Source organism: Aquabacterium sp. G14 (genome assembly GCF_037482285.1).
GTDB lineage: Bacteria > Pseudomonadota > Gammaproteobacteria > Burkholderiales > Burkholderiaceae_C > Aquabacterium.
In genome coordinates this window covers 357,574-375,999 of the sequence record NZ_JBBEYB010000002.1, presented here as the reverse complement: position 1 = coordinate 375,999, position 18,426 = coordinate 357,574, and the positions used below count along the sequence as shown (strand labels likewise).

The window sequence follows — 18,426 nt, the reverse complement described above, 5'->3', positions numbered from 1 at the left end:
GTCAGTGGCCGCTGTGCCCGCCATGGCCGGCAGGTTTGCGGATGTTCACTTCCACCTTGGGTTGTGGGGTGGTGGCGGCTGGCGCCTGGGGGGCGGCCGGTGTGGGGCCTTGCCATTCGCGCGCCACGGTGCCGGCGGGGTGTTTGAACCAGCCCGGGTCGCTGTAGTCGCCGCGCTTTTGGCCTTTGCGCACTTTCAGCACGCTGAACATGCCGCCCATGCCAATGGCACCGAAGGGGCCGTGCCCGGTCATCATGGGCACGGTGTTGTCGGGCAGGGGCATTTCCATTTCGGTCATGTCGTGCATGCCGCGCTCGCCCATCACCATGTAGTCCGGAATCAGGCGGGTGATCTGCTTGGCCACCTGGCGGTGGTCCACGCCAATCATGGTGGGCACGGCGTGGCCCATGGCGTTCATGGTGTGATGGCTCTTGTGGCAGTGCAGTGACCAGTCACCTTCCTCGTCGGCCACAAAGTCGAGCTGGCGCATCTGGCCCACGGCCACATCGGTGGTCACTTCGGGCCAGCGGGCGGTTTTGGGCACGGGGCCACCGTCGGTGCCGGTCACCATGAACTCGTGCCCATGCAGGTGGATGGGGTGGTTGGTCATGGTCAGGTTGCCCACGCGGATGCGCACCTTGTCCATGTGGCGCACCACCAGTGGGTCAATACCGGGAAAGACGCGGCTGTTCCAGCTCCATAGGTTGAAGTCGAGCATGGTGTTGACCTTGGGGGTGTAGCTGCCGGGGTCCACGTCGTAGGCGTTGAGCAGGAAGCAGAAGTCGCGGTCCACGTCGTCGATCAGCGGGTGCTTGCCGTGTTTGTCGAGTTTGGGGTGGGTGATCCACATGCCCATCATGCCCATGGCCATCTGCACCATCTCGTCGGCATGCGGGTGGTACATGAAGGTGCCGGGGCGGCGTGCCACAAACTCGTACACAAAGGTTTTGCCGGGCGCGATGGGCGGCTGGGTGAGGCCCGTGACGCCGTCCATGCCGCAGGGCAGGCGCTGGCCGTGCCAGTGCACGCTGGTGACCTCGGGCAGCTTGTTGGTGACGAAGATGCGCACGCGGTCGCCTTCGACCACTTCGATGGTGGGGCCGGGCGACTGGCCGTTGTAGCCCCACAGGTGGGCGACGAAGCCGGGCGCCATTTCGCGCACCACGGGCTCGGCCACGAGGTGGAACTCCTTGACGCCGTTGTTCATGCGCCAGGGCAGGGTCCAGCCGTTGAGGGTGACGACGGGGTTGTAGGGGCGGCCGTTGGGCGGTACCAGCGGGGCCTGGGTGTCGGCGCTGGTCTGGATGACCGGCTCGGGCAGGGCGGCGAGGGCGGCTTTGCTGACCGTGGCGCTGCCGACGGCGGCGGTGATGGCACCGGCGCCGGAGAGGAAGTTGCGTCTGGAAACCATGGGGTGTCCTTGTTCAGTGGCCGGCGCCTGCGGCCTCGGGGGCGGCGGCGCGTGGGGCGGTGCTTGCGCTAAGGTTGGCAGGGCCGACGAGGGCCATGTCCAGGTCGGCCTGGGCCAGCCAGAAGTCGCGCAGGGTGTCGATGTAGGTGGCCACGCTGCTGATCTGGGCACGGGCATCGGCCAGCAGTTCGAACACGCCGATGAGCATGCCGTTGTAGCGCAGCAGGTTTTCGTTGGCGATGCGTTGGCGCAGGGGCACGACTTCGTCGCGCTGGTGGCGAGCGATGTCGTAGGCTGAGCGGTAGTTGCCATAGGCCTCGCGCACTTCCGACCTCGCTTGGATGGCGGTGTCGGCGGCGGCGTGCAGGGACTGCATATAGATGGCCTCGGCCTTGGCCACGCGGGCACCGCCCCAGTTGAACAGAGGCAGTTCCAGGCTCACTTCCCAGCCACGGGTGGTCGGCGCTTCGTTGGACGAGTTGCGGATCAGGCCCAGCTCCAGCACGTTGATGAAGCGCGTGGTTTGGGTGAGGCCCAGGTTGCGCGCGGTTTGCTCGGTGGCGAGGCGGGCGGCTTGCACGTCCAGCCTTTGGGCGATGGCGGTGCGTTCGGCATCGGGCAGATCGCGCACGGTGGGAGGCAGGTCGGGCAGGCGATCGGGCAACTGGAAGGTGGTGGCGTCGCCCCACAGGCCCAGCAGGCGGATCAGGCGCTCGCGCGTGGCGGCTTCGTGGCGCTGGGCGCGGGCCAGGCCTTGGGCAGCGTCGGCATAGAAGCTTTGCTCGCGGGCCTGCTGCAGCTTGTTGAAGTTGCCCACCTGGGCCATGCGGCGGGCCAGTTCGGCGCTGGCTTCGGCAGCCTGCATGACCTGGTCCATGTAGCGGGTGGTCTCTTTGGCCGCCAAGGCTTCGTAATAGGCCTTGCGGGTGCGGCTGGCGAGCTGCAGCACCTGCTGAGCGGTTTGGGCCTGGGCTTGGGCGAAGCGGCGGTTTTCAAGCTGCTGCACGGTGGGCATCAACAGCAGACGTGCGAGGTTGACGTGCACGCTGCGCTCGATTTCGCGCTCGTCCCCCGTGCGTTGCTTGCCGAACGAGAAGCCGGGGTTGGGCAGGCGGCCGGCTTGCACCACGTCGGCCTCGGTGATGCCCAGTTCGGCCAATGAGGCTTGCAGGCCGCGGTTGTTGAGCAGGGCGATCTGCACAGCGCTGTCGGCGGTCAAAGGCTGGGCCAGCAGTTCGGCCACGCGCTGGGCGGTGCGGTCGTGGTCTGCATCGGTCTGGATGCGTTGCACGGCCTGGCCGGTGTGGGCCTGGGTGAGGGTGTTGACGGGCCCCAGGCCACCGTCGGGGCTGAAGCTGGCGCAGCCACCCAGCAGCAGGGTCAGCGCCAGGGGCGTGAGGAGTCGGGCGCGGGTCATGGCTTGCCTCCGTGGTGGTGCCGGTGGGAGGTGCCGTGCGAGTGGTGGTGTGGGTGCTTGTCTGGTTGGCCGGCTGCTTTGCCGGCGCCTGATGCACTGGGGGCGCTGGTCGCCGACGAAGCTGCCGACGGTGAGGCGACAGGGGCATCGGGCGCATGGGCCTCGCGGGCATAGGCGCGCCAGCCGCCAATTTGCGCGGTCAGGTCATTGGCCTTGCGCCAGGCGCCGACTTCGACGTCGGTGTGCGCCTTGTAGCGCGTGAGGGCCGAGTTGTGGCGCAGCGGTGGCACGGGGGCATCCGCCTGCAAAGGGTTGGGGCGTGCGGGTGGGGCGCTGGCCGCGGTTTGGGCGTGCAGGCCGGGGGCGAGCCAGGCCAGTGCCAACAGCACGGGCAGCCGCCAGGGGGAAAGGGAAACGCTCATGGCATCCTCGCGAACCTGAGTGGCCGCGTCAGCCAGGGGCTGAACACGGACGAAGGGTCAGCAACGCCCGCGTGTGCAGGCGCTGCGCGTCAGGCGAGGCGGTGTTGAGGCGGGCGTTCGAGGCTGTCGAGCGGCGGGGCGAGGCCCCCGGTCAGGGGCACCGGCACCAACTCGCTGTTCAAGGCGATGACGGGCAGGCGAAACGCCAGGTGAGGCAAGGCGGCACAGAGCGCGCAGTGGGCGCCGCCGCAACCGTGGTCTGCGCCTGTCTGGGCTTTGTCCTGGCAGTGGGCCTGGCCAGATGCGCAATGGCGGTCTGCGTTGGCAAGGGCTTGAGCTTGGGCCGCTGGGTGGGCGTGCGACACATGCTGCATCTCGGGCGGCATGGGCGCGGTGTGAGTTGGTGCGGCACCGTGGTCGTGCGCGTGTGCCGAGCGCGACATGGCCTGAGCCTGCAGGGGCAGGATCAGCATCGTCAGGCAGACCAGCAGCAGACGGACCAGTTGGCTCATGGCATCAGCCTAGCACAAGTGGCGTGGCGCGCAATGGATTCGACGGGCGTTGCTCAGACGGCCATGGGGGCGGTGAGCGGCGCGTGGTGTTGGTAGCCTTCCAGCCAGAAGTCAGAGGGCTCGACCTTTTCCAGCCACTCGGGCTCGTACTGGCCCGTCACGGCATAGTCGGGGATGCGGTCAGAGAGGACCAGCTTGGGCGCGGGGAAGGGCTCGCGCTTGAGCTGCTCTTGCAGCATGTCCACGTGGTTTTCGTAGATGTGCGCGTCACCGATGAAGTAGGTGAACCAGCGTGGCTTGTAGCCGGTCAGGCGGCCCATCAGGGTCAGCAGCGCGGCGCCTTCGGTGAGGTTGAAGGGCGTGCCCAGGCCCACGTCGTTGCTGCGGATGTAGAGGCACAGCGAGATCTCGCCCTTGGCCTGGTTGACCAGGAACTGGTAGAGCAGGTGGCAGGGCGGCAGCGCCATTTCTTCGAGCTGCGCCCAGTTCCAGCCGTGGAAGAGGATGCGGCGGTTGCCGGGGTCCTTGATGATGGTGTCCAGGCATTGGCGCAGCTGGTCCACGGCCTTGTAGAGCAGCACTTGCTCGCCCTGGCCATCGGTGCTGTCGAAGCGGCCGAGCAGATGGTAGCCGCGTGCGGTGGCGTCTTCGATCTGGCGGGTTTCACCGGCGGGCAGCATTTTGTAGGCCGGCCAGTTGCGCCATTGCACACCGTACACGGGGCCCAGGTCGTCTTCACCGAGGCGGTAGGGGTTGGCCAGCCATTGCTGGTTTTCGTTGGCGTTCTGGTCCCATACCTTGCAGCCCAGGGCGCGGAACTCGGCGGCGTTGCGGCTGCCGCGCAGGAAACCCACCATTTCGCCAATGGCCGACTTGAACGCCAGCTTCTTGGTGGTGACGGCCGGGAAGCCCTCTTGCAGGTCGAAACGCATCATGGCGCCGGGCATGCTCAGGGTGCGCACGCCGGTGCGGTTGTCCTGCCAGCTGCCGGTGTCGAAGATGGATTGAACGAGGTCGAGGTACTGTTTCATGGTGGTCTGCAAAGTACAACAGCCGGCGCGTGGCCGGCTGTTGGCATTGTGGCAGTCAATCCGCCTGAATTGCCCCGCTCATGGAATATCCCACATATCCATGCTGACGGGGCTGGGTCGGTTTACTGTTGCGCCGGGTCGCGCAGGAAGATTTCGACGCGGCGGTTCTTGGCCTGGCCTGCAGCGGTGGCGTTGCTGGCGATCGGCTCACGCGAGCCACGCCCCACGGTTTCGATGCGCGAGGCCGGCACGCCGCGGTCGTTCAGGTAGTTCTTGACGCTTTCAGCGCGCTGCAGCGACAGGGGGTTGTTGATGGCGTCGGTGCCGGTGCTGTCGGTGTGGCCGACGATGCGCACGACCATGCCGCTGCCATTGCGGGTCAGACCTTGGGCGAAGGTGTCGAGCACCGAACGCAGCTCAGGTTTGAGGGTGGCGCTGTTGCGGTCAAACGAGATGTCGCTGGGGATGTTCAGCTTGAGCTGGTTGTCGTCGGTGCGGGTGACTTCGACCGGGGTGCCCGCCGTGGCTTGCTCCATGGCGGCCTGCTGTTCTTGCATCCGCTTGGACCACAGGTTGCCAGCGATGGCGCCAGCCGCGGCACCAATGGCGGCGCCGCGCACAGTGTTGTCACCACCGGTGGCATTGCCGATGAGGGCGCCCGCGATGGCACCCAGGGCAGCACCCTTGGCGGTACCTTGTTGGGTTTGGTCCATGTTCGCGCAACCCGTGGCCGCGATGGCACCGGCCACAGCCACGATCAAGGCGGGGTGGCTCAGGCGGGCGGCTGCTTGGGAGGTTTTGGCGAAGGTCATGTGTCTTCCTTTATAGGTAGAGCGAGGCAGGGCCTCGGAACTGGCTTGTCACCCTAACGCGCGACAGGTGCGCCGCGATGACAAGCCTTCATCAGGCCGGAGCCTGATCGAACTGCATGGAGGCCAGTTTGGCATACAGGCCGTTGCGGTGCATCAACTCGGCGTGGGTGCCCACATCGACGATGGCGCCGGCCTCCAGCACGATGATGCGATGGGCATTGACCACGGTGCTCAGACGGTGGGCAATGACCAGGGTGGTTCGGTCTTTCATGGCCTCTTCGAGCGCGGCCTGCACGGCCCGCTCGCTTTCAGTATCGAGTGCACTGGTGGCTTCGTCAAGCAGCAGCAAGGGCGCGTTTTTCAAGATGGCGCGCGCGATGCTGATGCGTTGGCGCTGACCACCGGACAGGCGCACGCCGCGCTCGCCCAGGAAGGTGGCGTAGCCCTCGGGCAGCTGGGTGATGAAGTCGTGCGCGTGGGCGGCGCGGGCGGCGGCTTGCACTTCCTCGTCGGTGGCGCCGGGGCGGCCGTAGCGGATGTTTTCCATCGCGCTGGTCGAGAAGATGACGCTGTCTTGCGGGACGATGCCGATGCGCTCACGCAGGGCTTCGAGGCTCAGCTGGCGGATGGGCACGCCGTCCAGGTCGATCTGGCCGGATTGGGGATCGTAAAAACGCAGCAACAACTGAAACACGGTGCTTTTGCCGGCGCCGCTGGGGCCCACCAGGGCGATGGTTTCGCCCGGCTGCACTTCCAGGTTGAGGTGGCTGAGCGCGCTTTGCGTGGGCCGCGAGGGGTAGCTGAAGCTCAGGTCGCGCACGCTCAGGCGCGAGCCACCGTGGGCGGCCGGCAGGCTTTGCGGTTGGGCGGGTGGCTGGATGGGCGAGCGGGTTTGCAGCAACTCGATCAGGCGCTCGGTGGCGCCAGCGGCACGCAAGATGTCGCCATAGACCTCAGACAGGGCGGCCACGGCGCTCAGCAGCAGGATGACGTAGACCACGGTCTGGCCCATGTGCCCGGCGGTGATCTGCCCTTGCAGCACGGCCTGGGTGCCCTGGTACAGGCCCCACAACAGCGCGCCGGTGGTGGCGGTGATGATGAAGGCGACCAGCACGGCGCGGGCCTTGATGCGGCGCTCGCCGGTCTTGAAGGCACCCTCGGTGGCGTCGTCAAAGCGGCGGGCTTCGCGTTGCTCGGCGGTGTAGCTTTGCACCACCGGCACGGCGTTGAGCACCTCGGCGGCGATGGCGCTGGCGTCGGCCACGCGGTCCTGGCTGTCGCGCGAGAGGCGGCGCACACGGCGGCCGTAGGCGATGGCCGGCAGCACGACCAGCACCAGCCCGCCGATGACCTGGGCCATCACATAAGGGTTGGTGACGATCAGCATGGTCAGGGCGCCGGCGGCCATGATGGCGTTGCGCAGACCCATCGACACGCTGGTGCCCACCACCGTCTGGATCAGCGTGGTGTCGGCGGTGAGGCGGGACAGCACTTCGCCGCTTTGCGTGGTCTCAAAGAAGGCCGGACTTTGGCGCAGCACGTGGGCATACACGGCGCGCTTGAGGTCGGAGGTGATGCGTTCGCCCAGCCAGGTCACCATGAAGTAACGCGAGGCCGAGAACACGCCCAGCGCGGCCCCCACGCCGAACAAGGCCAGGAAGTGTTCACGCAGGGCCATGACGCGGTCGTTGGGGTCGGCCGAGACGATGCCCTGGTCGATCAGGGTGCGCAGCGCGATGGGCAGCACCAGCGTGGTCAAGGCCGCCAGGATCAGGAAGACCAGCGCCAGGCCGATGCGGCCTTTGTAAGGCGCGAGGTAAGGGCCCAGTGCGCGCAAGGCGGTGGGGGACTTGGCAGGGGCGGGGCCGGTGGCTTTGGACATGGTGCGCGCGAAGTGACGGTCAGCCATTATCTTGCCACCGGCAATTTCTTGCCTTGACAATGGTTGCTTAGGCAAATAAATTGAAGGGCATGTCTGAAGACACCGAAACGCCCCAGCCCGAGCGCCCCGACTTTTACCGTCTGGGCACCTTTGTCCGTGAAGACAGCCCCGGCTACCTGATGCGCCGCATCATGCAGGTGGTGGTCAACCAGCTGGACCGCCGTCTGGAAGTGGGCGATCTGACCTATGCCCAATGGGCCCCGCTGTACCTGATCCAGCGCCTGGAACACCCCACCTTGGCCACGCTGGCGCGCGAACTGCGCACCGACCCCGGCGCCATGACACGCACGCTGGACCGGCTGGAGGCCAAGGGCCTGTGCCGCCGCGAGCGCTCCACCGAAGACCGGCGCGTGGTTCACCTGTCGCTCACGCCAGCGGGGGAGGCCGCCACGGCGCCCGTGCCGCAACTGCTGTGTGAGATCTCGAACGAATTGCTGACCGGTTTCAGCCACGACGAGTGGCAGACCTTCATGACGCTGCTGCGCCGCGTGGCGGGCAACGCCGAAACCTTGCAGGCGCAGACGCCCCTGTCGTCCACCTCGTACGCATGTCCTGCGTCCCCCGGAGAACCTTCATGAGCCCTACCGATTCCACATCTTCTGTGGCCGCACCGCAGGTCCGGCGCAAGAAGGCCCTGAAGGCCATTGCCGTGGCGGTGCTGGTGGGCGGGGTGGCTTACGGGGCTTACTACGGCCTGTTTGCCAGCCACTACGAACACACCGACAACGCCTATGTACAGGCCAACATCGTGCAGCTGACGCCGCAGGTGGGCGGCACGGTGCTGAGCATTGGGGCCGATGACACCGACCGCGTGCAGGCTGGGCAGGTGCTGGTGAAGCTGGACGCGGCCGATGCTCAGGTGGCCCTCGACCAGGCCGAGGCGCAACTGGCACAGACGGTGCGCGAGGTGCGCACCCTGTTTGCCAACAACGCCACCTTGTCGGCCCAGATTGCTTTGCGTGAGGCCGAACTGAGCAAGGCCCGCAACGACGTGGTGCGTGCGCAAGACGATGTCAAGCGCCGTGAGCCCTTGTGGGCCAGCCGTGCCATTGGCAAGGAAGAGTACGACCATGCCACCTCGCAGCTGGCATCGGCCCGCAGCGCGGTGGCTGCGGCCGAGTCGGCGCTGGCGGCATCGCGTCAGCAACTCAGCGCCAACCAGACCTTGACCGAGGGCACCTCGGTGTCGGCGCACCCGAACGTGGCGCGCGCTGCCTCGCGGGTGCGAGAGGCTTACCTGGCCTTGCAGCGCGTGACGCTGCGCTCGCCCGTGGATGGCTATGTGGCCAAGCGCAGTGTGCAGTTGGGCCAGCGTGTGCAGGCCGGTGCGCCCATGATGTCGGTGGTGACACTGGACCAGGCCTGGGTGGACGCCAACTTCAAGGAAAGCCAGTTGCAGCGCCTGCGCATGGGTCAGCCCGCCACGCTGACGGCCGATGTGTATGGGCGCAAGGTGGTGTACCACGGCATCGTGGTGGGCCTGGGCGCGGGCACGGGGGCGGCGTTCTCGCTGCTGCCGGCGCAGAACGCCACGGGCAACTGGATCAAGGTGGTGCAGCGCGTGCCGGTGCGGGTGGCGCTGAAGCCTGAAGAGGTCAAGACACATCCTTTGCGGGTGGGCCTGTCGATGCAGGTGGAAGTGGATGTGAGCCAGCAAGATGGCCCGATGCTGGCCCAGGCGCCACGCGCCGGTGCCGAGCGCAGCACGACCGTGTTTGACAACCTGCAAGCCGATGCCGACGCCCGCGTGGCCCACATCATCGCGGCCAACATGGGGGCACGCAGCGGCACGCCCCAGCAGGCCGCCGCAACGGGCGTCTGAGCATGTCTCAGCCCAGCCCGGCCGCGCCACCGATGGCGCACCCACCGCTCACCGGCCGGTCTCTGGCCCTGGGCACCTTGGCCCTGTCACTGGCCACGTTCATGAACGTGCTGGACTCGTCGATCGCGAACGTGTCCTTGCCTGCGATTGCCGGTGACCTGGGCGTGAGCCCCACGCAGGGCACCTGGGTCATCACCAGCTTCGGGGTGGCCAATGCGATTTCGGTGCCGCTGACCGGGTGGCTCACGCAGCGATTCGGTGCGGTGCGCCTGTTCACGGCCAGTGTGTTGTTGTTCGTGTTGGCATCCTGGCTGTGCGGCTTTGCGCCGTCATTGGAATGGCTGATTGCGTTCCGGGTGCTGCAAGGTCTGGTGGCGGGGCCGATGATCCCGCTGTCGCAGACCTTGTTGTTGCAGAGCTATCCACCGGCCAAGGCGGGGACGGCGCTGGCTTTATGGGCCATGACGACACTGGTGGCGCCTGTCACCGGGCCTTTGTTAGGGGGCTGGATCACCGACAACGTGTCCTGGCCCTGGATCTTCTACATCAACGTGCCGGTGGGGCTGGGCGCGGCCCTGGTCACGTGGCGCATCTACGCCCAGCGCGAAACGCCCACCCGCAAATTGCCCATCGACACCGTGGGGCTGGCCCTGCTGGTGTTGTGGGTGGGGGCGTTGCAGCTCATGCTTGACAAGGGCAAGGAGCTGGAGTGGTTCGAAAGCTCGCAGATCGTCATCCTGGGCCTGGTGGCGCTGGTGAGCTTTCTGGCGTTTCTGGCCTGGGAGCTGACGGCCGAGCACCCGGTGGTGGAGTTGCGCCTGTTTGCCACCCGCAACTTCGCGGTGGGGGCGCTGGCGCTGTCGGTGGGCTACGGCCTGTTCTTTGGCAACGTGGTTCTGTTGCCGCTGTGGCTGCAGCAGTACATGAGCTACACCGCCTCGGCAGCCGGCATGGCCATTGCACCGGTGGGCCTGCTAGCCATCTTGCTGTCGCCGATTGTGGGCAAGAACGTGGCCAAGGTCGATCCGCGCAAGATGGCCACCGTGTCGTTCCTGGTCTTTGCACTGGTGCTGTGGATGCGCTCGCGCTTCAACACCCTGGCCGACTTCGACACCATCATGGTGCCGACCATCATCCAGGGCGCGGCGCTGGCCTGCTTCTTCATTCCGTTGAGTGCCATCACCTTGTCGGGCTTGTCACCGGATCGGATTCCGTCGGCATCGGGCCTGAGCAACTTCGTACGCATCACGGCAGGCGCCATGGGCACCTCGGTGGTGACCACCTTGTGGGACGACCGCGCCACGATGCACCACGCGCATCTCACCGAGCACATCACCCGCACCGACCCGGGAGCGATGAGCGCATTCGATACCTTGATGGCTCAGGGCTTGAGCTTTGAGCAGGCAGCCGCGCAGGTCACGCGCCTGATTGACCAGCAGGCCTTCACGCGCTCGGCCAACGACGTGTTCCTGGCTTCGGCCGTGCTGTTCGTGTGTCTGATTCCGCTGGTGTGGATGGCCAGTCGCCCTCGGCCTCGAATGGCAGGGCCGTCGGACGCGGGTGGGGCGCACTGAGGTGCTCCCCACGTGTGGCCGCTTGTTGCGCCGCCCATGAAAAAACGCCCCTCGGGGCGTTTGGTTGTGGCGGCCAGGGTGGCCTGTGCGGGCGACGAGATCAGACGCCCGGCACGGTGTAGTTGGCGTCGGTCATCAGGTCGATGCCGCACGACAGGCCTTCGACCCAATCGATGAACTCCTTGACGGCGGGGCCGGCCATCGGGGCGCCGTGCTGCGGCACGATCATCTGGATGTCCATCTGGCGCACCATGCGAGCCCAGAAACGCAGGATCTTGCCCGACACCATGTAGCGGCGGTGGAAGGCTTCCATGCCATTGGGCAGCGGGGACAGCGAGGTGATGTAGTCCGACGCCTTGTTCTTGCCCAGGAAGTTCACCCCCAGGTCACCCGAGAACAGGATCTTGCTGATCGGATCGTAGAACTGGAAGTTGCCTTCGGCGTGCATGAAGTGCGCCGGCAGGGCGATCAACTCGCAGTTGCCGATTTGGATGTGCATGCCCGGATCAGGGATGCCTACCACGCGGCCCAGCGTCTTGCCCGGCTTGCAGAAGTGGGGCACGAAGCGCTCCCACAGGGTCGAGACATACAGCTTGGCGTCGGGCGTGGCCGTCATCCAGCGGTCGAGCGAGGCGATGATGTCCGGGTCTGCGTGCGAGGCGATGATGGCCGACAGGCGCGAGGGCGGGAAGTACTTGGTCATGCCCAGGTACAGCTCGCTGTAGGCCAGGTTGCCACCCGGGTCGATGATGGCGCCGGTGTCGTCGTTGACGATCAGAAACTGGTTGGCTTGAACAGCCTCACCGCCCTCCATGCTGAGGTCGGAGAACATCAGGCACACGTGGCCCTTGTGACGGAATAGTTCGTGAGGCATGTTGAATCTCGATCAAGAATTGCCAGGGTAGGACGATCTTGCGTCAACGGAGTTAACTCAGATCAAAACTACTGGAATTGACCGAAATCATGAAGGCCAGGTGTTGCGTGCACGATGCAGCCTCACCCACACGCCTCACCGGCTGAGGTGCAGAGCTTGTCGAATGGCTGGCAAGGGGTCGCCGACATCGCAGGGCACCACATGCCGTTGCGGCATGCTGCGCAGCCACGTGATCTGGCGCTTGGCCAGTTGCCGCGTGGCGGCAATGCCCTTGTCCATGACATCGCGCAGCACGGCGGGCCGATCAAGATCGAGGCCCGCATCCAGCGCCTCCCACACCTGTCGGTAGCCCACGCAGCGGATCGAGGGCAGGCCCACATGCAGATCGGGACGCTGACGCAGGCGCTTGACCTCGTCGATGAAGCCAGCGGCCATCATCTGCTCGAAGCGCAGCGCGATGCGCTGGTGCAGCCAGGCACGGTCGTTGGGCTCCAGCGAAACCAGAATCGCATCGTGCACGGGCGTCTGCTCGCTGCCGCGGGTGTGGAAGGCCGACAGCGGGCGACCGCTGCTGTGCCACACCTCCAGCGCGCGCTGGATGCGTTGCGTGTCGCCCGGTGCCAGACGGGCGGCGGTGATCGGGTCAACCAGAGCCAGTTCGGCGTGCAGCGCGGCGCTGCCGCGCACGGCCATCTGGGCATCGAGTTGCGCGCGGATCACCGGGTCGGCGGGCGGCAGTTCATCCAAGCCTTCCAGCAAGGCCTTGATGTAAAGCATCGTGCCGCCCACCAGCAGCGGGGTGCGCCCGCGGGCACGTATCTCGCCCATCAGGCGGTGCGTGTCCTGCACAAAGCGTGCGGCGCTGTAGCTCTCGGTCGGGTCGAGGATGTCGATGAGGTGGTGGGGCACCTGGGCGAGTTCGTCGGCCGTGGGCTTGGCGGTGCCAATGTCCATGCCCCGGTAGATCAGGGCTGAATCGACGCTGATGATCTCCAGCTCGATCTCGCGGGCCAGCGCCAGGGCCGCCGCGGTTTTGCCGCAGGCGGTGGGGCCGGCCAGGATCCAGGTGGGTGGGTGAGGTGGCTGGTCATGACTCATGTGTGTCTCCGGGGCAGGCCGTCACGTTGCACTCGGCGCAATGCCACCCAGGCGGTGCACACGCCGCCCAGGCCCATGCCCAGTGTCATGGGGTAGAGCGTGCCAGCCCAGCCGGGCAGCGAGGTCCACCATGACAGCAGCGCGCCCACCACAAAGGCCGTGCTGGCCAGGATGAAGCCGGACAGCGCCGAGGCGGCGCCGGCCTGTTTGGGGAAGGCCGCGACCACCCCAGCCTGACCGCAGGGTTGGTGAATGCCGTGGCCCACCGCGTACAGCCACATGCCGGGCAGCAAGGCCACCGGATGCACGGTCCAGCCCAGCAAAAACTGGGCCCCGGCGACGAGGGCAATGCCGATGCCGCCCGACAACGACAGCCAGCCGCCGATGCGGATGGTGCGGATCAAGCCGATGCGGTGCAGGGCGCGTCGGCACACGAAGGTGCCACCCAGGTAGGCCAGCGACAAGGTGGCCATGAAGACGCCGTAGGTGGTGCGGCTGGTGTGCAGCACATCGATGAAAGCGAAGGCGGACAAGGCCAGGTACACGTACAGTCCGCCGTAGGTGGACGAGGTGAGCAGGGTGTGGGCGCGGAAGGTGGGGTGCTTGGAAATCCGCCACCATTGGCTCACCAGTGTGAGCCACGATTGCGCAGGTTGACGCCGGTGCGCCGGCAAGGTCTCGGGCAGGTGGCGCCAGATGAACAGCAGGATCAGGCTGGAGAACAGCAAGAGCAAGGCCATGGTGGCTCGCCAGCCACCCAAGGTGGCCGCCACAGCACCCACGACAGGGCCCAGCAAGGCGAGCACGCCCAGCAGCCCCATGCCCTTGGTCATCACTTTGGCGCCTTCTTCGGGTTGGTACAGGTCGCGGATCATGGCGCGGCCGCACACCACCGCGGCCGAGAGGCTGGCGCCTTGGGCGATGCGTGCCAGCAGCACGATGCTGAGGTCTGGTGCCAGCGTGGCCGCGGCGCTGGCCAGGGCGTACAGGCCCAGCCCCCAGCGCAGCACGGGCTGACGGCCGATACGGTCAGCCACCGGGCCCCACACCAGTTGTCCAGCGCCGAAGGCCATGATCAACACCGACAAGGTCCACTGCACCTGGGGGGAGGTCAGTGACAGGGCGCGCTGCATTTCCGGCAGGGCCGGCAGGTACATGTCTGTGCTGAGCGGCTGCAAGCCTGTCAACAGGCCCACCGCCATCACGGCCACCCAGGCAGGCACGGCAGGTGATGCCGTGGCGTCAGACGCCGTGGGCTCCGAGCCCACGCTGCGATCAGAAGCGCTCATCCGGACGCAGGAAACGCCATTGGCCCAAGGGCAGCTTGCCGAGGGTCACGCTGCCCATGCGCACGCGCTTGAGGCCCACCACCTTCAGGCCGACCTGTTCGCACATGCGCCTGATCTGGCGCTTGCGGCCTTCGCGCAGCACGAAACGCAGCTGCTGCTCGTTTTGCCACGAGACCTGGGCCGGGCGCAGTTGGCGACCATCCAGTTCCAGGCCAAAGCGCAGGCGTTCGATGGCTTCGGGCGGCACCACGGCCGAGACGTTCTCGGCGCCGGGCGCGGGCATGTACTCCACGCGCACCAGGTATTCCTTCTCCACGCCCGAATCTTCACCGATCAGGTGCTTGGCGATGCGCCCGTCTTGCGAGAGCACCAGCAGGCCGGTGGAGTCGATGTCGAGGCGGCCGCAGGGTGCCAGGTGCTTGAGGTGACCACGCGTCAGCTTGATCGGCATGCGGTCATCTGCCCAGCGGTTCTCGGGCGTGATCAGGACGACAGCGGGCTCGTAGCCGTCTTCGGCCTGACCGCTGACGTAGCCGATGGGCTTGTGCAGCAAGATGGTGACGCGCTCGGCCTGCTGGGTGCGGGCCAGCGGGTCGATGGTGATCGTGACGTCGGGATCGACGCGGGTGCCCAGTTCGGCCACCACCTCGCCGTTGACGCGGACCCAGCCGTGCTCGATCCACTCGTCGGCTTCGCGGCGCGAGGCCAGGCCCCGCTCACTCATCAGCTTGGACAGGCGCACGCGGCCGTCGTGATCGACCTCGGCAACGGGGGCGGGCGCTGGGGCGCGCGTGGGCTGAGTCGGGCGCGTGTCCTGACGCGTGTCAGGGCGTGCATCCGGTCGGCGGGGGCGGTCGTCGTGGCCCATGGCGCGGCGGTCATCGCGACGCTCATAGCGGCTGTCGGGGCGACCGTCCTCGCGCCGTGGGGCCGATGAGCGCTGCGGTGCGCGCTCGTCACGGCGGCCTTCGAAGCGGTCGTCGCGTCGGTCGTCTCGGCGCTCACCCGGGCGCTCGTGGCGGGCTTCGCCAGGACGTTGGGGGCGGCGATCATCACGCGCAGCACGGTCATCGCGCACACCACGGTCGTCACGGGCCGGGCGGTTGGACCATTCGCCGCGCGGTGCATCGCCTTGACGGGGGCGGTCGCCATAGGGCGCGCGCTCGGGGTTGTGGGGGCGGGCACGGCGATCGTCACGCGGCCCACGTTCGTCGCGGCCCTGGAAGGGCTCTGCCGGTGCCGAGCGACGTGGGCGGGCAGCGGCTTCTTCGCGGGCTTGCGCGGCCTCGGCGGCCGACATGCGCTTGCGCGGAGCGGTCCCACGCACGGGCGGCTTGCGGTAGTCAGGGCCCGTGGCAGGGGTGTCGGCTGCAGCAGGCTTGCGCAGGGTCAGTTTTTTACGTTCGGTCATGTTCGGTTCCTGCCTGAGCGTCAGCGGCCGCGCAGGAAAAGCGCGTCAAGGTCGCGCAGGGTGAGCTGGCGCCAGGTGGGGCGACCGTGGTTGCACTGGTCGGCCCGCTCCGTGGCTTCCATGTCGCGCAGCAGCGCGTTCATTTCAGTGAGGGTGAGCTTGCGGTTGGCGCGCACGGCGCCGTGGCAGGCCATGGTGGCCAGCAGTTCATGCTGGGCACGCTGGATCACGTTGCTGGCGTCGAGCTGGGCCAGTTCGGCCAGGACCGAGCGTGCCAGGTCGATGCCATCGGCCTGCGCCAGGGCCATGGGCGTGGCGCGGATGGCCAGCTTGCCGGGGCCGATGGCGTCCACGTCCAGCCCAAGGGACAGCAGGGCGTCGCGCTGGGTTTCGGCGGTCGCCATTTCCTGCGGCGTGGCGGCGAACACCAGCGGGATCAGCAGGGGCTGGCTTTCCAGCCGCTCGTGTGCCATCTGGGCCTTGAGGCGCTCGTAGACCACACGTTCGTGGGCGGCGTGCATGTCCACGATGATCAGGCCCTTGGCGTTTTCGGCCAGCACATAAATGCCGCCAACCTGCGCGATGGCGCGGCCCAACGGCCACTCGTGCGTGTCGTCCAGCTTGTCGGCTTCCGTGGTGCTGAGGCCCACCGCGAAGGCGGACGGCGTGGTGGCCACCGGTGGGTGCGTCACGCTCAAGGGCGGCAGCGCGTCGGTCGGCTCATTGAGCTCGGTGTTGGCTGCCACCACGCGAGGCAAGTTCAGGTTGGCGAACGGGTCGACGCCGGTGCCGGTGTGCGCAGAGGGCTGATCGGCGGCAGTCGGCCAGCCCGCCCAGCGGCGCTCTGGCGCGCTGTCTTGCACTCGGGTCCAGGGCAGGGTGTTCTGCTGGTGGGTCGGCGTCGGCCAAGCCACGGCGGGCGCTGCGGCGTCCGCCGAGTTGCCGGCGGTCGAGGTATCCGTTGCGCCTGTCGAGGCGGAGGCCGGGGCGTCTGCACCGATGGGTGTGACATGCGAGGCATCGGCTTTCACCTGACCGGCGCGTGACAAGGCCAGGGCGCTTTCCACCGCCTTGCGCACCGCCTGGTGCACCTCGCGCGAATCGCGGAAGCGCACTTCGATCTTGGTCGGGTGGACGTTCACGTCCACACGCTCAGGGTCGATCTCGATGAACAGCACGTAGGTGGGCTGGCGCGAGCCATGCAACACGTCTTCGTAGGCCGAGCGCACGCCGTGCGAGATCAGCTTGTCGCGCACATAGCGGCCATTCACATAGCAGTACTGCCAGTCGGCGCGCGAGCGGGCGGCATCGGGCAGGCCGGCGCGGCCGTGCACGCGCATCGGGCCGATCTGCAGGTCCACCTCGCGGCTGGTCTCGATGAAGGTGTCACCCAGCACGTCTTGCAGGCGCTGGCTGGCACTGCCGGGGCGCAATTGCTCGACCAGCTTGCCTTCGTGCCACACGCTGAAGCCCACGTCAGGACGTGACAAGGCATGGCGGCGCACCGATTCCAGGCAGTGCGCCAGCTCGGTGGCTTCACTTTTCAAAAATTTACGTCGGGCCGGCGTGCTGAAAAACAGCTCGCGCACCTCGACGCTGGTACCCACGCTGCGCGCCGCCGGGCTCAACTCGCCGGAGCGTGCATCCAGGCGGTGCGCATGGGCGGCGTCGCCCGTCCGGCTGGAGATCGAGGCATCAGACACCGAGGCAATGGCCGCCAGAGCTTCACCCCGAAAACCCATGGTGCCGACGCTTTCCAGGTCTTCCAGCGAGCGGATCTTGGAGGTGGCATGGCGACGCAGCGCCAGGGGCAGCTCTTCGAGCGGAATGCCGCAGCCATCGTCTTCCACGAGGATCTGGCGGATGCCGCCGGCCATCAGCTTGACGGTGATCTGGCTGGCACCCGCGTCCAGCGCGTTGTCCACCAGTTCGCGCACGACCGAGGCCGGGCGCTCGACCACCTCACCGGCAGCGATCTGACTGATCAGTTCGTCGGGCAGTTCGCGGATGGTGCGGCGAGGACGCACCTCACCGACTCCTGAGGCTTGCGCATCATCGGACAAGGGGGCGCGGGCAGGCTCTTGCGTCATCCCCGTATTGTAGGAGGCTGGGGGTGGTCGGCCCCGAGAGGCTCACGAATCGCCCTGATAATCCGGCGCCATGGAAATCATCTACTTTCTCATCGATTTCATCCTGCATGTCGACAAGCACCTGGCCGAATTCGTCCAGACCTACGGCATGTGGGTGTACGCCCTGCTGTTCCTGATCGTGTTCGTGGAAACCGGTCTGGTGGTGATGCCCTTTCTGCCGGGTGATTCCCTGCTGTTCATGGTGGGGGCTCTCGCGGGCACCGGCGCCATGAGCTTGCCGGTGGCGATGGCGGTGCTGCTGGTGGCGGCCATTGCGGGCGACCAACTCAACTACACGATCGGACGCTACATCGGGCCCAAGGTGTTCCAGTGGGAGGACTCACGCTGGTTCAACCGCAAGGCCTTTGACGCCGCCCACAACTTCTACGAGAAGCACGGTGGCATCACCATCATCCTCGCGCGCTTCATGCCTTTCATCCGCACCTTCGCACCCTTTGTCGCCGGCGTGGCCGAGATGAACCGTGCCACCTTCACCGCCTACAACGTCATCGGCGCGTTGATCTGGGTGTGTGGACTGACCACGGTGGGCTACCTGTTCGGTAACCTGCCGTTTGTGCAGCAGCACCTGAGCAAGATCATCTGGGCGCTGATCCTGATCCCGGGCTTGATTGCGCTGTTCGGGGCCTGGAAGGCCAGTCGCCAAGCCCGCACGGCAGCCTGA

The 18,426-nt window shown here is 66.9% G+C and carries 16 protein-coding genes; 4 read left to right on the top strand and 12 right to left on the bottom strand.

Translation table 11 applies throughout. The features are described 5' to 3' along the window. Window position 1: 1 nt before the first annotated feature. The 7 genes from WIT60_RS04025 to WIT60_RS03995 all read right to left on the bottom strand — a co-directional run bounded on the left by WIT60_RS04025 (window position 2) and on the right by WIT60_RS03995 (window position 7,487). Window positions 2–1,411, bottom strand: coding sequence for a multicopper oxidase domain-containing protein (locus WIT60_RS04025; RefSeq protein ID WP_339582651.1), 1,410 nt, complete (start codon window positions 1,409–1,411; stop codon window positions 2–4). 13 nt (window positions 1,412–1,424) lie between these two features. Then, window positions 1,425–2,828, bottom strand: a complete 1,404-nt coding sequence (locus WIT60_RS04020; RefSeq protein ID WP_339582650.1) for a TolC family protein — start codon at window positions 2,826–2,828, stop codon at window positions 1,425–1,427. After that, on the bottom strand, window positions 2,825–3,250 hold the full coding sequence (locus WIT60_RS04015) for a hypothetical protein (protein ID WP_339582649.1): 426 nt from the start codon (window positions 3,248–3,250) through the stop codon (window positions 2,825–2,827). The genes WIT60_RS04020 and WIT60_RS04015 overlap by 4 nt, the downstream gene beginning before the upstream one ends. A gap of 89 nt (window positions 3,251–3,339) precedes the next feature. Continuing rightward, a complete protein-coding gene (locus WIT60_RS04010) occupies window positions 3,340–3,762 on the bottom strand; it encodes a hypothetical protein (RefSeq protein ID WP_339582648.1) in 423 nt (140 codons plus the stop codon). Window positions 3,763–3,815: 53 nt separating this feature from the next. After that, the gene (locus WIT60_RS04005) at window positions 3,816–4,793 is read right to left on the bottom strand and encodes a thymidylate synthase (protein ID WP_339582647.1); all 978 of its coding nucleotides are present in this window, start codon (window positions 4,791–4,793) and stop codon (window positions 3,816–3,818) included. Window positions 4,794–4,915: 122 nt separating this feature from the next. After that, a complete protein-coding gene (locus WIT60_RS04000; RefSeq protein WP_339582646.1) occupies window positions 4,916–5,605 on the bottom strand; it encodes a YiaD family glycine zipper/OmpA-like lipoprotein in 690 nt (229 codons plus the stop codon). Between the two features lie 91 nt (window positions 5,606–5,696). Continuing rightward, window positions 5,697–7,487 carry an ABC transporter transmembrane domain-containing protein gene (locus WIT60_RS03995; protein WP_339582645.1) on the bottom strand — a complete coding sequence of 597 codons (1,791 nt, stop codon included), beginning with the start codon at window positions 7,485–7,487 and terminating at the stop codon, window positions 5,697–5,699. Window positions 7,488–7,576: 89 nt separating this feature from the next. Here WIT60_RS03995 and WIT60_RS03990 point away from each other — a divergent pair, with 89 nt between their 5' ends. Genes WIT60_RS03990 through WIT60_RS03980 form a run of 3 tightly spaced genes read left to right on the top strand, consistent with a single transcriptional unit; the run spans window position 7,577 to window position 10,943 of the window. After that, on the top strand, window positions 7,577–8,125 hold the full coding sequence (locus WIT60_RS03990) for a MarR family winged helix-turn-helix transcriptional regulator (protein WP_339582644.1): 549 nt from the start codon (window positions 7,577–7,579) through the stop codon (window positions 8,123–8,125). Further along, on the top strand, window positions 8,122–9,369 hold the full coding sequence (locus tag WIT60_RS03985; RefSeq protein ID WP_445207641.1) for an HlyD family secretion protein: 1,248 nt from the start codon (window positions 8,122–8,124) through the stop codon (window positions 9,367–9,369). Before WIT60_RS03990 ends, WIT60_RS03985 begins: the two co-directional genes overlap by 4 nt. A gap of 2 nt (window positions 9,370–9,371) precedes the next feature. Then, window positions 9,372–10,943, top strand: a complete 1,572-nt coding sequence (locus WIT60_RS03980; RefSeq protein ID WP_339582643.1) for a DHA2 family efflux MFS transporter permease subunit — start codon at window positions 9,372–9,374, stop codon at window positions 10,941–10,943. 100 nt (window positions 10,944–11,043) lie between these two features. Here WIT60_RS03980 and WIT60_RS03975 read toward each other — a convergent pair whose 3' ends face one another. The 5 genes from WIT60_RS03975 to mutL all read right to left on the bottom strand — a co-directional run bounded on the left by WIT60_RS03975 (window position 11,044) and on the right by mutL (window position 17,705). Beyond that, window positions 11,044–11,817: an oxygen-binding di-iron domain-containing protein gene (locus WIT60_RS03975; RefSeq protein ID WP_339582642.1), complete on the bottom strand. Its 774-nt coding sequence runs from the start codon at window positions 11,815–11,817 to the stop codon at window positions 11,044–11,046. 135 nt (window positions 11,818–11,952) lie between these two features. Beyond that, window positions 11,953–12,915, bottom strand: coding sequence for a tRNA (adenosine(37)-N6)-dimethylallyltransferase MiaA (gene miaA / locus WIT60_RS03970; RefSeq protein ID WP_339582641.1), 963 nt, complete (start codon window positions 12,913–12,915; stop codon window positions 11,953–11,955). Continuing rightward, window positions 12,912–14,204, bottom strand: coding sequence for a multidrug effflux MFS transporter (locus WIT60_RS03965; protein WP_339582640.1), 1,293 nt, complete (start codon window positions 14,202–14,204; stop codon window positions 12,912–12,914). Before WIT60_RS03965 ends, miaA begins: the two co-directional genes overlap by 4 nt. Further along, window positions 14,191–15,615 (bottom strand): pseudouridine synthase, encoded by a 1,425-nt coding sequence (locus WIT60_RS03960; protein ID WP_339582639.1) that lies wholly within the window; start codon window positions 15,613–15,615, stop codon window positions 14,191–14,193. The genes WIT60_RS03965 and WIT60_RS03960 overlap by 14 nt, the downstream gene beginning before the upstream one ends. A gap of 20 nt (window positions 15,616–15,635) precedes the next feature. Next, window positions 15,636–17,705: a DNA mismatch repair endonuclease MutL gene (mutL, locus tag WIT60_RS03955; RefSeq protein WP_339582638.1), complete on the bottom strand. Its 2,070-nt coding sequence runs from the start codon at window positions 17,703–17,705 to the stop codon at window positions 15,636–15,638. A 70-nt stretch (window positions 17,706–17,775) separates the two neighbouring features. Here mutL and WIT60_RS03950 point away from each other — a divergent pair, with 70 nt between their 5' ends. Continuing rightward, on the top strand, window positions 17,776–18,426 hold the full coding sequence (locus WIT60_RS03950; RefSeq protein WP_339582637.1) for a DedA family protein: 651 nt from the start codon (window positions 17,776–17,778) through the stop codon (window positions 18,424–18,426).